We start from the raw sequence: 15,920 nt of genomic DNA on the forward strand, positions 1-15,920 counted from the left end.
GCCCTAGCGTCCAACTCACGCATTCCGCCTGGCTTTTCACCCGCCGGCCAGACCAAAGGAGTTCTGAGTGCGCAACAGACGGATCGTCACTCTCGTGGGGGCGGCTGCGTTGGCCGGAGCCGTCGGGCTCCTGCCTCTCTCCCCCGTCCAAGCCGCGACATCAGCCCCCGTGCCGCCGGCCCCGTCGGACTTCCAGAAGGTCACCCTCAACGACCGCCCGGGCGAGCCCATGGCCCTCGCCGTCCTGCCCGACCGGCGGGTGCTGCACACGGCGCGCACGGGAGAGGTCCGGATCCACGACCCCAAGAGCGGTGTGAACTTCCTCGCCGCCGACATGAAGAAGAGCCCCGCCGGGCTCTACCAGCACGACGAAGAAGGCGTGCAGGGCATCGCCGTCGACCCCGGCTTCGCCAAGAACCACTGGGTCTACCTCTACTACTCGCCCCGCCTCGACACCCCCATGGACGACCCGGCCACCCCGGGCGTCAACGAGGGGGACGCACCGCAGTCCGGCAAGGCCGAGGACTTCGCCAAGTACAAGGGCGTCACCCGGCTGTCGCGGTTCAAACTCGTGGGCAACAAGCTCGACTACGCCACCGAGCAGAAGATCCTCGACGTGCCGGCCGACCGCGGCCTCTGCTGTCACGTCGGCGGCAAGATCGACTTCGATGGCAAGGGCAACCTGTTCCTGTCGACCGGCGACGACTCCAATCCGTTCTCCTCCGACGGCTACGCCCCGCTCGACGACCGACCCGACCGCAACCCGTCCTACGACGCGCGGCGCACCGCGGGCAACACCAACGACCTGCGCGGAAAGGTCCTGCGCATCAAGGTCAGGCGCGACGGCGGCTACGTCATACCGGGCGGCAACCTCTTCGCGCCGGGCACCCCGAAGACCCGCCCGGAGATCTACGCCATGGGTCTGCGCAACCCGTTCCGCTTCGGGGTGGACGACAGGACCGGCGAGGTCTACGTCGGCGACTACTCACCCGACGCCGAAACCGCCAACCCCGACCGCGGCCCCGCCGGCCAGGGCCGCTGGATGGTCATCGACCGCCCCGCCAACTACGGCTGGCCGTTCTGCGTGACCCGGGACATGCCGTACCAGGACTACGACTTCGCCACCCAGAAATCGAGCGGCGCGTTCAACTGCGCGAAGCCGGTCAACGACTCGCGCCACAACACCGGCCGGAAGGAGCTGCCCCCGGTCACGGACGCGGAGATCGTCTACGGCTACGAGGCCTCCGAGACGTTCCCCGAGCTGGGCACGGGCGGCATCGGCCCCATGGGCGGCCCGGCGTACCGCTACGACAAGCGGAACAAGGCCCAGAACCGCTGGCCCCAGTACTTCGACGGCAAGCCGCTCTTCTACGAGTGGACCCGCGACCAGATGAAGGCCATAACCCTCGGCAAGAAGAACGAGGTGCAAAAGATCGAGGACGCGATCCCCTCGATCACGACGGACGGCCCGATCGACGCCGAGTTCGGCCCGGACGGCGCGCTGTACGTCCTCGAGTACGGCACCGGGTACTTCGCGGAGCTGCCCGAGGCCCAGCTCTCCCGCATCGACTTCACTCGGGGCAACCGCACCCCGGAGCCCAAGGTCGCCGCGGACGTGGTCAACGGCACCAGCCCGCTGACGGTCCAACTCTCCAGCGCCGGCACGAAGGACGCCGACGGTGACGCCCTCCGCTACGCCTGGGACTTCGACGCCGACGGCACCGTGGACTCCAGGGAGGCGAACCCGAAGCACACGTTCACCAAGAACGGCGTCTACGACGCCACGCTGAAGGTCACCGACAGCACCGGACGCTCGGCCTCCGCGTCCGTTCCCGTCGTCGTCGGCAACAAGGCGCCGGTCGTCTCGCTCACGACCGACCCGGCCCCGCACGGCGGCACGGAGTTCAAGTGGGGTGACACGGTCACCTGGAAGGTCACCGTCACCGACGACCAGCCGGTGGACTGCTCGAAGGTCACCGTCTCGTTCATCCTCGGCCACGACTCGCACGGCCACCCGCTGTCTTCCAGCAGCGGCTGCTCCGGATCGTTCGAGACGTTCGTGGACGGCGGTCACGCCGGTGCGGACAACCTGAAGGCGGTCTTCAACGCCACCTACCAGGACTCGCCCCCGGACGGCTTGCCGTCCCTCTCGGGCAGCGCCGAGGTCGCACTGACACCGGCTGACTGACCGACGCCGACGACACCGAGACAGGGCGCCCCTCCAGGAGGGGCGCCCTGTGCCGCTTCATGCTCGGCGGCCCGACGCAGTGTCGGAAGGTCCAGGTCCCCGTCCGTCAGGAGCTGTTGCTGTTCGACCGGGTGAAGAACTCGATCTCCGCGATGGACACCTGCTTCTTGGCGTCGGTGGCGTATGCCGACCGCAGCACGAAGCGCACGGCGGTGACGTCCCCGACCCGGAACTTCCGCCGCTGGCCACCGGCGCTCTGGTCCAGGGTGATGGTCCGGGTGGTCGTCTTTCCGTCCGCGGTGGTGATCCTCGCGTCGATGCGGTGCGGGAGAGCCGACTTCGAGAGCTGGTCCGCCTTGGTCGACACACCGGAGGTGATGACCAGGTCCAGCAACCGGGTCGGCCGGTCGAAGCGTGCCTCCAGCCACTCGCCCTCGCCGGACTGCGAGACACCCGGCCCCCACCAGGTGTTGCTGATCTTGTCGAAGGCGAGTGGCGCGCCGTGTCCTGGGTACGAGCGCGACGCCTTGACGCTGTCCGGGCCCACCGCGGCCCGCTTGGCGAAGTGGTCACGGGTCGCGTCCACCCAGGCGCCGATGTTGAGGACGAGGGTGACGATCAGGGCGAGTACGAGGGCGCCGACGACCCAGTTCATGATGTGCCCGAAGCCGCGGCGCAGCCGGGGGCGGTCACCGGCCCACGGGGTCTGCGCGACGCCGAAGCCCGGTATCCGGCGCCACCAGGGCTGCCGGCCCGGGGCCGTCCGCGTGTTGCCGGCCATCGGCATGGCGCAGCGGCCGCAGAAGTGCCGGTCGGGGAGGTTGGGGGTGGCGCACCACGGACATGGGATGCCGCCCTCCGGGCCCGACCCGGGTCCCGGGGCGCGGACTTGGGGGCGGTTCGCGACCGGACGGCCGGGCAGTACGGGCGCGACGGCGGGGGACGCGGGCGCGCGGGGTTCGGGATCGCTCACCGGGATGAGGAGGGACCTGGCCCGTTCGGCGGTGGAGTCGGAGGAGTCGGGGAAGCCGGAGGAGCCGGAGAAGCCCGTTGAGTTGGTGGACGGGTGGTGGCCCCGGCCCGCGGTGGTCGGCACCGGCTCGGTTTCGGCCGTGTCGCCGGTGTCGGCGGTTTGGGTGCCCGGGCGGGCGTTGCCCTGGGCGCCGGCGGAGAAGCCCGAGGATGGGTGAGAGGCCGGAGTCGCGGGGGAGCGCGTGTCCCGCTCCCGCAATCCGGCCGCTCCGGCACCGGCTGCTCCCGCACCGGCCCTTCCTGTACCGGCCACCCCCGCACCGACCGCCCCCGCACCGGTGGACGCCGCGGCCGCGGAGTCCGGCACAGTCGTGGGGTGGCCGTGAGCCGGCCGGGGAGCCGGGGGCGTGCCGGGGCCCCCGAATTCGGCGGGCGACTGCCCTGCTCCGGCGTGCCCGGAGCCGGGTGCGGGGTCCGTGTGCCGCGCGCCGGACCACCCGGCGGCCGCCTCTCGGTCACCGGCCCGACCGGCGGACGGGCCGGTCCCTTCGAAGTCCGGCCCGCCGGTCCGGGCGTCCGGCCACCGGGGCTCGTCCTCTCGCCGTCGGCCGCCGCCCGGACCGGCCGTGCCGGCGAGGGCCGGGTCGTGGCCCGTACGGGCGGTGCCCGTTCCGGCCTGGGGGCGGGCGAACGCGTCCCAGCCGGGCCGGTCGCCGGAGCCGCCGGTCCCGGCATCCCCGGTCGCTGAGTCCCGCGCCGGTGCGGCGGCCTCCGCGCGCGCCGGGTCCGTACGGGCCGCGTCGGACCGGTCCGGGCCGTCGGACCAGCCGAGTACCGCGCCGCAGGAGTCGCAGAAGGACTGGCCGGGCTCCGCCCGGGTGCCGCATTCGGCGCAGCTGCGGGCCGGCTCCCGTCCTGTGCCGGAGTTCTGGCTGGTCATCTCTCGGGAGTCCTTTCGGCGGCGGTCACCTGGACCGTGTAGGGCATGTGAGCGGGGCGGGCGGCCGCCACGAGGCTGTCGAGGCGGTGTTCGTCCGCGCGGGTCGGGTCGGGCAGCCGCAGCGTCACGTGCAGACGCGGGCGACGGTCGCCGGGGACCGGGCCCAGCGGCCGGGCGTCCCAGGCGGCACCGCCGCTCTCGGTGATCTCCGGGGTCACGCCGAAGACCAGGCGTATCGCCTCGGACAGACCGCGGCGGGTGCCCCGTACCCGGTGCAGATACGCGGCGGCGGCGACTGCCGCACGCAGCCGGGCCTCGGGCTCGGTGCCGTCGGTCTCCGCGCCGACCCAGCCGGCCAGCCACCGGGTGAAGTCCACCGGGGCCAGGGCCGGGGTGAAGTAGGAGTCCAGGCAGTCGAGGACGGCCAGGATCGGCGCGAGCACCTCGTCGAGCCCGCCGACGAAGCGCTGGGCCAGATCGTCGTCGGCGAACACGGCCGGCAGCATCATGCCGATGGGCGCGGAGGATCCGAGCCCGTCGATCGAGCCCCTCACGGCCGGTCCCCGATCACGCGCACCCGATGGTCGAAGGAGAAGACCAGGGACGGGGGTTCGAGGTCGATGCGGTCGGTCGCGTCGCCGCGTTTGCCGGTCAGGGGGTCGGCCGGGTGGAGCTGGACCTCGTCGACCAGTTCCACGCCGGGGACGCGCTGGAGGACGGCGAAGACCTCGCCGGACTGCACGGGCCGGCCGAAGGGCCAGCCGCGGCCGTCGGCGCCGCCGGTCAGCGGGTCGAGGTGGCGGTAGAGGGCGTCGTGCGTCTGGCGGCGGACCCGGTCCGTGTCGATGCCGCGGAACGCGTGCACCGTGGCGACCACCGTGACGCCCTGGTAGAAGGGCGGACCCACCGCCAACCGGGTACCGATGAGGCGGCGTTCGTCCAGGTAGCGGGTGATGCGCCTGAGCAGCGCGTCGCCGGGCACCAGTTGCTCGAAGCGCAGTCTGCCGCCAGGGTCGGGCACGGCCTGGGGGACCACCAGCACCCGTACCGCGTACGCCCCGTGCTCGCCCTCGTCGCCCTCCAGACAGGTGATGCGGGCCGTCTCGGGCGCCGCGCGGCGGGCGAGTTCCTCGTAGTCGCGCAGGGTCACCGCCCGCTCCTGGGCGCGCAGGGTGATGGGCGCCCTCGTCTTCGCCTCCTCCACCGTCTCGCCGTCGACCCCGCCGCGCGCGGCCTCCCGGTTGACGACCTCGGAGACGTACGGGACGGAGGCGCGCAGAACCTGGACGGCGCCGCGGGCGACGTTCCCGGCCCGGCCACCGCCGGTCCGGTACCGCAGGGCGCGGACGACGGCGCCCTTGGGAGCCACCGCCCCGTACTGGCGCAGGGTGCCGTCGGGCTCCCGTACCGCCGGGCCGAAGGCGATCTCACCGGTGGCGGCGTCCAGGGTGATGTGCCGGTCGTACGGGGTGGAGGCGGCGAACGACGGGACGACCTCCCAGTCGGTCCAGCCGTCGTGCTCGGCGGTCTGCAGCAGCACCGGAGGGGTGTCGCCCACCACGGGCGCGTGGGCCAGCCGCAGCCGCTGCCCGGGCAGACCGGTGGACTCGCCGAGCGCCTCGTCGTAAACGGTCTCGGCGTGCACGGCCGTGGTGGTGCCGCCGAGGGTGAACGCCTCCGCGGAACGGACGGTCGGGGAGGTCGTGTAGAAGGGCTGGCCGGGCAGCGGCTCGGTGACCCGGCAGCGCAGCCAGCCGGCCTCCTGCCCGCCGGTGCGGGACAGCGTGTGCCCGCCGGGCACGTGCAGGACCACCTCGCCCGGCCGGTTCAGGCCGCCGGTGCCGTCCCGGTCGACCTCGCACTCGCTCCAGCCGTCCTCGGTCCACGCCTCCCAGACCAGCGGCGGCTGCCGCGGGTCCACGCCGACGCCGTCGACCCGGCTGTCCAGCTCCATCCCGACCGCGCAGTGCGGCACGGCGGCGCTCAGGCCGAGCAGCAGGCAGTCGCCGGGCCGCGGGGCCTCGGCGAAGCACATCACGTCCTTGCCCTCGACGAGATCGGCGGTCCGGTCGACGCCGGGCTCACCGCTCAGCTGCACCACGAGGTGCCGCAACTCGCTCGGCACCACGGTCAGTTCGCGCTCGGTGGCGAAGACGGCGGCCTCCTCGCTCTCGGTGCGCGTGGTGGCGACCTCGGTGCCCACCGGCAGCACGACGGGCTCCTCCTGCGGTGCGGAGAGCCAGAACGTGACGTCCGTACGGGCCGCGGAGGGCGGGAAGAGGGTGATGCCGACCAGATCCAGGAACGCCAGGTGGTTCTTCTCCGGCACCCGGTTGAGCCGGTAGACGATCTGGTCGGCCATGTGGGCGACCGTCTCCACCAGGGTGACGCCCGGGTCGGAGACGTTGTGGTCGGTCCACTCCGGGGCGCGCTGCTGAATGTAGCGCTTGGCGTCGTCGACGAACTGCTGGAAGCGGCGGTCGTCGAGGTTCGGGGAGGGCAGGGCCATCAGCGGTCGCTTTCAGGGGAGTCGCCCGCGCCGGGGGCGTCGGGCTCCTCGTGGGAGGGGATGACGTAGAACGGGAAGACCAGGCTGCGCGGGTTGTTGGTGCCGCGGATCGAGTAGCGGACGTCGATGAAGAGCACGCCCTGTTCGGTCTCGCGGCCGGCGGTCACCTCCACATCGCTCACCTCGATGCGCGGCTCCCAGCGGTCGAGGCTCGTGTAGACCTCGTGCTGGATGCGGCCGGCGGTGGCCTCGTTGACCGGCGCGAACACCAGGTCGTGGATGGCGCAGCCGAACTCGGGGCGCATCGGCCGCTCGCCCGGGGCGGTCGCCAGGACGAGCCGGATGGCCTCCTCGATCTCGCGCTCCCCGCTGACCAGGGCGATGCCGCCGGTGGGGCCGATGCGCAGCGGGAAGGCCCAGCCGGATCCGACGAACTGCTCGGCCATCAGTGGGCCACCCGCCTTCTCCTCGTCGTCGTCATGGTTGTGCTTCCTGCGGTCCTGCTGCTCGTGGTGGTGTCTCTCGCGGTTGTGCTTCTCGCGGGTCCGCCGGCTGCGGATCTGCTTCTCGCGGGTCCGCCGGCTGCGGATCTGCTTCTCGCGGGTCCGCCGGCTGCGGATCTGCTTCTCGCGGGTCCGCCGGCTGCGGATCTGCTTCTCGCGGGTCCGCCGGCTGCGGATCTGCTTCTCGCGGGTCCGCCGGCTGCGGATCTGCTTCTCGCGGGTCCGCCGGCTGCGGATCTGCTTCTCGCGGGTCCGCCGGCTGCGGATCTGCTTCTCGCGGGTCCGCCGGCTGCGGATCTGCTTCTCGCGGGTCCGCCGGCTGCGGATCCGCTTCTCGCGGGTCCGCCGGCTGCGGATCCGCTTCTCGCGGGTCCGCCGGCTGCGGATCCGCTTCTCGCGGGTCCGCTGGTTACGGATCTGCTTCTCGCGGGTCCGCTCGTTGCGGATCTGCTCCGCGGGTCCGGTGAGCGTCTCGGCCGTCACGGGATCGGATACGGCTTGTTGTTGACCGTGACGATGCCCATGAGGCCGACGTTGAGCGCGCGAACGCCCACCTGCCCGACGGAGTTGATCTGGACGGTCCCGGCCGCCTTGAGGCTGAGGGCACCCACCGCGTCCACCGCCACGGCCCCGCCGAGCGACTTGACGTTGACCGTGCGGCCCTGGAGGTCGAGCAGACCGCCGCTCTTGATGGTCAGCTTGCGCCGCGCGCTCAGCGTGAGGTCGGTGCCGGCCTCCACCGACACCGATCTGCCGCCCTTGATGCTGACCGTGCCCTTGCTGTCCACGGTGATCTCGGTCTTGGTGCGGTCGAGGTTGATGGTCAGACTGCCGTCACCGCTGACCACGCGCACACCCTGCTTGCGGGCGCCGGTGGTCTGGCTGAGCAGGTCGACACGGTTGCCCTGCCGGTCGGACAGGGTGTGCCGGATCGCCTTCTTCCGCAGCCCGTCGTGCAGCGGGACGTCCTTGACGACGGTCGGGTTGTCCTTGCCGTTGTAGAGGCCGCCGATGACGAAGGGGTGGTCCAGCGCACCCCGGTCGAAGGCGACGAGGACCTCGTCGTCCACGTCCAGCGGGAAGATCCCGCCGCCGCCCTTGCCGCCCCACTGCGTCACCCGGGTCCAGTCGCTCTCGTACTGGTCGTCCAGCCAGGGGAACTGGAGCTTGACCCGCCCCTGCATGTCCGGATCCTGGACGTTGGTGACGATGGCGTTGGCCACGCTGGGCAGGCGTGGTTCGGCGGCCGAGCCGCCCCCGGAGGCCAGCCCGTACAGCGAGCGCCACTGGCGTCCGGTGAAGGTCACCCAGCTCTCGTAGTGCTGCCCGTCGCCGAAGACGTGCCGTACGGACGTGGCGGTGTACTTGCCCTGGAAGGGGTCTCCGACGTCGGTCAGCGTGACCGGGACGCCGGGCCGCAGTTTGGGGTTGCCGCGCACGGCCACCTCGAGTTCGGCGAACGACGAGGTCACGTCGTCGGAGAGCGAGTCCGCGGCGAACTTGACCTCGGCCTGCTTGTCGTAGGGCGTGCCGGTCTCGACCAGCGTGGAGGTCTTGAACTTCCTGGCGGCCTCGCCCGGGGCGGTACCGATGCTGATCCCGGCGTTCTTGGTCGCGAGCGACAGGGACGTGAGCTTCTTCTTCGTGGTGGTGTCCCAGCCGCGCGCCTCGACCTTGCCGACCTGGTCGGCGGCGGTGACGGCGGCCCGCAGCCGCAGGATGTCCCGGCGGGCCTGGAGCACGAAGGGACTCCGGTCGCCGTCCGTACCGACCGCGGGCGCCCCGGAGGCCGGCTTTGGCTTGGCGAACTCGAACTTCCCCTTCGCGTTCACCGACATGACCACGCCGTTCTCGTCGGCGAGCCGGGAGAGGAAGTCCCAGTCGGTGACGTTGGCCTGGCTGATGAACTCGTACACGTTCTTCGTCGCGTCGATCGCACCGAGGGGGAGACCGTCCTCCTTGGCCAGCTTGCGGGCGATGTCGGACGCGCTCTGGTTCTTGTACGCGGCCACCCGGCGCCGACGCACCAGGCGGTGCCCGGCGTCGTAGCCGCGGACGACGGTGAACGTGCCGGTGCCGTCGTAGTCCGCCTCCAGGCCGGTGACCTCGCCGGTCAGCAGCGGGTCGGAGGCTCCCTGGCCATCGGCGATCGGCGTCAGCACCACCTTGGTCCCGAACCTGATGCCCAGCTCGCCGAGGATCTCCCGGTCCGGGTCCCGGAAGGTGAGCCGGAACGCGGCGGGCACCCCGGCGCCCTGGTCGACCCAGCCGTCGACGAGCATCGGGGCGTAGTCCGGCGGCAGCGGCTTGCCGTCGATGGTCACCTGGATGAGCGTGGAGTACGCGGGCTGCACCATCAGGAACGCACCTCCTCGGCCGACGGCAGCAGGAGTTCCGTGCCGGACGGCAGTACGGCCGGGTCGTCGATGCCGTTGGCCTCGGCGATGGCCCGCCACGCGGCGGCGTCGCCGTACTCACGCCAGGCCAGCGACTGCAGCGAGTCGCCCGCGACGACGCGGTGCACGCGCTGCGCCGTGAGCGCGCCCGAGGTCGGATTCTGCCCCTTGGCCTTGCTGGGGATCTCGTGCAGCGTCACCTGACAGGTGGCCCGGATCGGCACCCCCGTCGTGCCGAACAGCGAGTACGTCGCCTCCACGGAACTCACGTACGCGGTGAAGCGGGCCGTGGAGAACGAGCCCCACTGGAACACCACCCAGGGCGGCGAGGGCTGCTTGGCGGCGATGCTCTTCGTGGTCACCTCGCAGCACGCCATCAGTGACTCCACCTTCTTCAGCACCGAGTTGCTGTTCGGGTCGAGGGACGAGTCCAGGAAGATCTCGACCGTCATCTCCCTGGGCTCGGGCCCCATGAACTCCGGGACGTTGCCGTCGCGCACCGCCGCGGTGGGCGTCGTCTTCCACTGGGCGCGGCGGCTCAGCGTCAGCTGCGCCGGATTGAAGTCGAGCTTGAACGTCTTGATCAGCGCGCCCGGGGTGGTGCTGGTGCCGACCGGCGGCTCGTGGATGGCCAGCGTGGCGCGCACCAGGCTCTTGCCGGCGCCCTTGCTCCCTTTTGCCATGGCTGTGGTCCCGCCCCTCAGTCCGTGAACCCGTGGTGGGTGATCTCCAGGACCTCCGTGGCGACGGCCGGGCTGGCCGGGTCCAGGGAGGGGCCCTGCCAGCTGACCGGCAGTACGTCGATCAGCCCCCAGCGGGCCACCTCCGAACCGTCCGCGCGCAACGCGGCGATCTGCGCGGTCGGCCGCTTGACCCCGGTGGTCACGGAGGAGATCCAGGCCGCGACCTTGGTGGTGTCCGGGGTCAGCGGGCGGGTCAGCCGGATGGTGGAGAAGGTGACGCGCGTCGGAAGCTGCCACACGAACCCGTTGTTGCCGCCCTCCTGGTGCTGCTCGATCTCCACCGCGGACGAGAGCCCTTCGCACCCGTTGAAGTAACCGAGGCTCTCGCCGTCGATGGTCAGGGTGAAGAAGATGGTGGAGCCCGGGTCGAGATCGCGGGACATCGGGGCCGGCCTTTCTGCGGACGTCGGTGGTGCGGGGCGGTGCGGGCGGTGCGGGGTCGTTCTCGGGTCGTGGGTCGTGGGTCGTGGGTCGTGGGTTGTGGGGCGTGGGTCGTCGGTCGGGGTCGTGAGTCGTGGGCTGTGCGTTGTGAGTTGTGAGTTGTGGTCGTCGGGTGCCGGTGGCGGCGAGTCAGCGGCGGGGGTCGCGGAGCTTGCCGATCCGCTCCCGGTCGAGCCGCAGTTCGGTACGGACCAGCCGGGTGATCCGGCCGACCAGCCGGTGCGTCAGCTCGTCGAGTTGGAAGTCGGTCAGGGAGCGGGGGTCGAAGTGGCCCTTGGCGACCGGGGTGTCCCCGGTCGGGGGTTCGCCGGGGGCGGGTGTCGGGGGCGGGTCATCGGCGGAGCCGGACCCGGACGAGCCGCGCGACGAGGTGCCGCGGGCCGAGACGGGCGAAACGGCCGTGGTGGTCGTGGCGGGCGCAGGCAGCGGCGGACGGCCCGTGTCCCGCTGTATGGGTGCGGGTGCCGGGGCGGGTGCGGGTGCGGAGGCGTTGGCGCGGATGTTTCCGGGGCCGTTGCCGGATGCCTGGGGCGTCCTGGGCGCGGCAGCCGCTTGCCGCTGGACAACTGGCGGGGCTGCAAAGGTACTTGACCGGAGTGGGGCCTGCGGGATCGTCCCGGGGGTCACGAGGGGCGGGGCGGCCGAGAGGAGGGGCACGGCACGGCCGACGGGAGTCCTGGGGGCCACGGCCCGCTGAACCGCCGGTGCGGTGCCCGGCGCGGAGCGGCGCAGCGGGACGGCGGCCGGGGGCGTCCGTTGCGGCCCGGCGGGGGGCGCCGCGGGCGCCAGGGCGGGGGCGAGGGCACGAGCGGGGGTCAGGCCACGCACGGGGGCGCCCGTCGCGGACGCGTGCCCACCGTTCTCCGCGGGGGCGATCCTCGTGGCGCGCTGTACGGCATGCGGGTCGGTGGCCGGGGCCCGTAGCGGTACGGCCGGAGGCCGGTGGGGCCGTTCCGCCGGTGCCGGTGCCGGTATCGGCGCGGGCGCGGGCGTCGGAGTTCCGGGGGTCCGCGTGCCCGGTCCGGGCGTACGGTCCGGTGCCGCGGGAGTACGGTCCGGTGCCGTTCCCTGACGCACCGCCGCCGCGCGCTGGACGGCGGGCGGCCCGGAGAGGGGTTTCGCGCCCGCGGGCGGGGCGGACAGGGTAGCACCGAGCAGGGGGCGCTGCGGCGGGTGGCTCGCGGCGACGGTGGGATTCGTGGGCCGGTCCGGGGAGTTCGGCGGGGCCGAAGGAAGCGAGGTCGGTGGGGTGGCCGTGGCGACGGGGGGCCGGGCCCCCGGGCCGGAGGTGGACACGTTCCCCGAGGTCGGCGCACCGAGGCCCATGCGCCGGACCGGGCCGGAGGCGCTCCGCTGCACCGGGCGCGGACCCGCGACGGACGGCGCGCCCGGCGGAACCGGGGTGGCGGGGCCGCCCCGACCCCGGCCGGAGACAACCGGGTTGGCGGCGGCAGCCGTCCCGGCCGGGGCGCCGGGGCTGGTCGCCGTACCGGTGGAACCGGCTCCCGGGTCGCCGATGCCGGTCGTACGTGTGCGGCTGGGAGGGGTCGCCGTGCCGACAGGGCCGACAGTCGGTCCGCCCGGGCGGGTCGCTCGGATGCCGTGGTCGGTTGTCGGGTGGACGGGGCCGGGGGCGGGGTCACCGGGGCCGGTCGCGGTACCGGCGGGGCCGGTTGCGGCGGCTGAGTCCGCGGTCCGGCTGGAACCGGTCGTCGTCCGTTGGACGTTGACCGCCGGGCTGCCGGAGTGAGCCGCCGGGCCGCCCGGGTCGGCCACCGCGTCCCTGGGACCGGTCGCCGCTCCGAGGGAAGCCGTCGACGTGCCACTGGAGCCGATGAGAGCCCGCCGCACACCGACCACCGCGTCGCGCGGGCCGGACTCCCTGTTGCGCGGGCCGGACTCCCTGTCGCTCGGGCCGGACTCCCTGTTGCTCGGGACGGACTGCCTGTTGCTCGGGACGGACTGCCTGTTGCTCGGGCCGCCCGCAGTGACGCTCGAGCCGACTGCCGTGCTGCTAGGGCCGGTTGCCGTGCCGTGCGGGCTGTCCGCTGTCCTGCTGGGTCCATGTGCTGTGTGGCCGGGGCCGGTTGCCGTGCGGCTCCGGCCGACTGTCATGTTGCTCGGTTCAGTTGTAGTGCCGCCCGGGCCGACTCCCGTGTCGCTGGGCCCGGTTGCTGTGCCGCTCGGGCCCCTGTTCGCCGTCCTGCTCTGCCCATCCGCCGTGCGACCGAGGCCCCCCGCCACGCGGCTGGGGCCGTCGCCGGTCCTGCTGGGACCCGTGTTCGTCCCGGTAGGGCCGGTCGTCATGCTGTTGCCCAGGGTGGTGGTCGCCTTCTGGACGCGGGCCGTCCCCGCATTGCCGGTACCGGTGGTCGTCGTGTCAGAGGCGGTGGTCGTTGCGGCCTGCCCGGACGTCGTGCCGCTGGGGCCGGTCGTCGCCCGTTGGACGTTCAGCCCTGCGTTGCCGGGCATGGCCGCTGCGATGTCGCGACCGGCGGTCGTCTTGGCACGCTCGACGGCCGAGCCACGAGAGTCGACGGCCGAGCCACGAGAGTCGGTCGCCGAGCCACGAGAGTCGGTCGACGCGGACCGGGAGTCGGTCCCCGCGCCCCGGGAGTCGGTCCCCGCGCCCCAAGAGTCGGTCCCCGCGCCCCGGGAGTCGGTCGTCGCCCGTCCGGCATCGGCCCCCGCCTTGCCGGACGCGGCACGCGGGGCATCAGGCCTGACGGTAGCGGCGCCGTCGGGGCCGGGCGACCTGTCGGCGGGGGCGCCGGTCGCCGCCCCGGCGCCGACGCCGGTTGTACGCGTGCCGATGGGAGCGGTCGCACGGTCGGCCGTCGATCCGGGCGGGCGGGTTGCCTTGGCACCGCGTTCGGTTGTCGGGGGTACGCGGCCGGGGCCCGGGTTGCCGGGGCCGAATGCCGTACCGACGGGGCCACTTGTACCGGGCGCGGACGCTGTGCTGCCGGAACCGATCGTCGCCCGTTGGACGTTGACCGCCGCGCTGCCGGAACCGGTCGTCGCCCGTTGGACGTTGACCGCCGCGCTGCCGGAACCGGTCGTCGCCCGTTGGACGTTGACCGCCGCGCTGCCGGAGCGGGTCGCCGTACCGCCGGTCCCGGCAGCCCGGCCGGCGGAGTCGGCCGCGGAACCGCCACCGGACGCCGGACTGTCGGCACGGACAGGAGCCGGGCCGCCCGCAACGGTCGGCGTCGGGCTGCCGAATGCGGCGGCGCGTGGGCCGACCGGGCCGGCCGCTGGGGATGGTTCGCCGTCGGGCGCCCCGGGGGCGGCCCAGCCCGGCGCGGTACGGCCCCCGGTCCCGGTGATGCCCATGGCGTCGTCCCGGCGCGCCACCGGCAGAGCCCGTCGCTGCCCGGCGGGCGGGGCGGACGCCCTGGTCAACGAGTCCGACCGGGACGGCCGGTGCTGCCGGGGCGGTACGGGCGTCACCCGGGGGCCCGCCGGTCGGGACGCCGTGACCGGACGCGGCGCGCGCTGCACCGGTGCCGTGTCGTCGCGCACGTCGTCCGCGGCCCCGGGGCGGTCGGCGCGCACCGGCGGAAGGGTGTGTGAGGGCGGTTCGAGTCCGGAGACGGGCCTCGCCGACGTGGTGAGCGCGTCCCTGACCAGGCCACCTGGTGCTCCGTCGAGGACGGCGTGGGACAGGGTCCCGGTGAAGGAGGGGTTCTGCCAGGTGCTGAGCCGCCCGCCGAACCCGGAGTCGGCGACACCGGTCCACCCGACGGCGGCCCGCTGGATCGGCGGCAACGCCACCCAGCCCGCCGCCGAGGCCGACCCGGGCGCCACGTCCCTGCCCGCATCCGCGGGTGCCCGCGCACCCGAGTCCGCACGAGCGGAACCGCCGCCTCCGGCAGCCGAGTTCGCATCGACGGCAGGGATCGTTGCGGAACTGCGGCCCTCGGCAGCAGAGTTCGCGTCGACGGCCGGGCTCGCCCCGGCAGCCGGGTCCGTCCCGGACGCGCGGCGCGCGGCCGTCGTCGCCGGGCCGCCCCTCAGTCGGTCGAGGAACCCCACGTCTCAGCCCTCCGCCCCGCCCCGCGTCACCAGGGACGCGATCTGTTCCGTGTAGCGGCGGCGGTCCTGGTGTTCGAGGTCCAGGATCTCCTCCAGGCTCCAGTGGAAGTGGTAGGCGACGTACGCGATCTCCTCGTGCAGCCGGTCGGTCGCGTACGTCACGATTCCCCCAGGCGGCTCCCGCCGAGTTCGACCTCGAAGGGTTCCGAGCAGTGAGGGCACTCCACGGCGGCACGGGTGTGGCCCTCGGCGTTGACCTGCCGGTAGAAGTCCTGCAGGAACGCGAGGTCGGAGGCGAACATGTTCTCCACCACCCCGTCGTGCACCATCGCCAGCGTGCCGAGGCGGGTGATGACCCGGCCCAGCAGGACCACCGACAGATAGGCGGGGTTCTCCTGGACGCGGACGTCCCGCAGCGGGATCAGCTCGTCCCGGGCGGTGGCCAGGCGCATCACACCGTCCCGGTGGACGGTGCCCGCATCGTCGACGTAGCCGCGCGGCAGCTCGAAGGGAAACTCCGTCCGCAGCTGCTGCGCCACCGACACCGGGGCGGGCGCGGGAGCGGGAGCCGGAGCGACGGTCTGCTCCGGCGGCGTCGCCGCCGTCGCCGGCACCGGTGCGTCCACGACCGGGCCCGCGCCCGCCCTGGCAGCCGTACGCCGCATTACTCGATGACCAGTTCTTCGAAGACGATGGTCACGGTCTCGGTGAGCGCGGAGGCCTCGCCGGCCTTCAGGGCACTGGCGTCGATCTTGCTGCACCAGGCGTTGCGCATGTTGTACCGCTTCACCGGATTGTTCTGGTAATCCATCATGATGATGGAGGCGTTCTTGCGGGCCGTGCTCATCTGGCCGGAGATCGAGTCGTTGATCCACGTCGTGAACGCCGGGGACTGGGTCATTCCGCGCACCACGGTGCACTGCCCGTCCTTCTGCACGCCCGGCATGAGACTGACCTCGGGCCTGCCCTGCGCCGAGTTCGACAGGTGTTTGATGACGTCCTGTTCGATGCTGAGGCCGTTGACCTCCGCGAGGTACTCGACCATCACGCCGTCGATCTGGAGACCGAAATTGTGTGAGGTAAGGGCGTCACCCGGGCTGAGACTCATCTGTTCTCTGTCCTTCTGAGGGTTCTTGGTGATTGCGTACGAGACGCCGTACGGGGAGCCGTACGAGGCGGTGTGCGAGGGC

13 protein-coding genes are annotated in these 15,920 nt (G+C 73.0%); 2 read left to right on the forward strand and 11 right to left on the reverse strand.

All coding sequences use genetic code 11. The annotated features are described in order from the left end of the window. Window positions 1-67 precede the first annotated feature (67 nt). A complete protein-coding gene (locus EF387_RS07100; RefSeq protein WP_128375640.1) occupies window positions 68-2,188 on the forward strand; it encodes a PQQ-dependent sugar dehydrogenase in 2,121 nt (706 codons plus the stop codon). A 106-nt stretch (window positions 2,189-2,294) separates the two neighbouring features. On the opposite strand, the gene EF387_RS46605 is transcribed toward EF387_RS07100, so the two are convergent. From EF387_RS46605 to EF387_RS07145, 8 genes are all read right to left on the reverse strand, one after another. Then, entirely contained in the window at window positions 2,295-4,100 is a 1,806-nt protein-coding gene (locus tag EF387_RS46605; RefSeq protein WP_155589743.1) for an NADase-type glycan-binding domain-containing protein, read from the reverse strand. Continuing rightward, window positions 4,097-4,654 carry a phage tail protein gene (locus tag EF387_RS07115; RefSeq protein WP_128375642.1) on the reverse strand — a complete coding sequence of 186 codons (558 nt, stop codon included), beginning with the start codon at window positions 4,652-4,654 and terminating at the stop codon, window positions 4,097-4,099. The genes EF387_RS46605 and EF387_RS07115 overlap by 4 nt, the downstream gene beginning before the upstream one ends. Next, window positions 4,651-6,609 (reverse strand): putative baseplate assembly protein, encoded by a 1,959-nt coding sequence (locus EF387_RS07120; RefSeq protein WP_128375643.1) that lies wholly within the window; start codon window positions 6,607-6,609, stop codon window positions 4,651-4,653. The genes EF387_RS07115 and EF387_RS07120 overlap by 4 nt, the downstream gene beginning before the upstream one ends. Then, a complete protein-coding gene (locus EF387_RS07125) occupies window positions 6,609-7,055 on the reverse strand; it encodes a GPW/gp25 family protein (RefSeq protein WP_128375789.1) in 447 nt (148 codons plus the stop codon). Before EF387_RS07125 ends, EF387_RS07120 begins: the two co-directional genes overlap by 1 nt. A 536-nt stretch (window positions 7,056-7,591) precedes the next feature. Continuing rightward, window positions 7,592-9,469: a VgrG-related protein gene (locus EF387_RS07130; RefSeq protein WP_128375644.1), complete on the reverse strand. Its 1,878-nt coding sequence runs from the start codon at window positions 9,467-9,469 to the stop codon at window positions 7,592-7,594. Then, entirely contained in the window at window positions 9,469-10,191 is a 723-nt protein-coding gene (locus tag EF387_RS07135) for a CIS tube protein (RefSeq protein WP_128375645.1), read from the reverse strand. The genes EF387_RS07130 and EF387_RS07135 overlap by 1 nt, the downstream gene beginning before the upstream one ends. Before the next feature lie 17 nt (window positions 10,192-10,208). Further along, entirely contained in the window at window positions 10,209-10,634 is a 426-nt protein-coding gene (locus EF387_RS07140) for a phage tail protein (RefSeq protein WP_128375646.1), read from the reverse strand. Window positions 10,635-10,821: 187 nt separating this feature from the next. After that, entirely contained in the window at window positions 10,822-11,520 is a 699-nt protein-coding gene (locus EF387_RS07145; protein WP_155589744.1) for an extensin, read from the reverse strand. Window positions 11,521-13,651: 2,131 nt separating this feature from the next. Here EF387_RS07145 and EF387_RS46610 point away from each other — a divergent pair. Next, window positions 13,652-14,785: a hypothetical protein gene (locus tag EF387_RS46610; RefSeq protein WP_155589745.1), complete on the forward strand. Its 1,134-nt coding sequence runs from the start codon at window positions 13,652-13,654 to the stop codon at window positions 14,783-14,785. On the opposite strand, the gene EF387_RS47380 is transcribed toward EF387_RS46610, so the two are convergent. Genes EF387_RS47380 through EF387_RS07165 form a run of 3 tightly spaced genes read right to left on the reverse strand, consistent with a single transcriptional unit; the run spans window position 14,734 to window position 15,838 of the window. Further along, window positions 14,734-14,892 (reverse strand): DUF6760 family protein, encoded by a 159-nt coding sequence (locus EF387_RS47380; RefSeq protein WP_202918166.1) that lies wholly within the window; start codon window positions 14,890-14,892, stop codon window positions 14,734-14,736. The genes EF387_RS46610 and EF387_RS47380 overlap by 52 nt on opposite strands. Beyond that, window positions 14,889-15,395 (reverse strand): hypothetical protein, encoded by a 507-nt coding sequence (locus EF387_RS07160; RefSeq protein ID WP_128375650.1) that lies wholly within the window; start codon window positions 15,393-15,395, stop codon window positions 14,889-14,891. Before EF387_RS07160 ends, EF387_RS47380 begins: the two co-directional genes overlap by 4 nt. Continuing rightward, entirely contained in the window at window positions 15,395-15,838 is a 444-nt protein-coding gene (locus tag EF387_RS07165) for a phage tail protein (protein ID WP_128375651.1), read from the reverse strand. Before EF387_RS07165 ends, EF387_RS07160 begins: the two co-directional genes overlap by 1 nt. Window positions 15,839-15,920: the final 82 nt, after the last annotated feature.

Source organism: Streptomyces cavernae (assembly GCF_004023625.1).
In the GTDB taxonomy this organism is placed as follows: domain Bacteria; phylum Actinomycetota; class Actinomycetes; order Streptomycetales; family Streptomycetaceae; genus Streptomyces; species Streptomyces cavernae.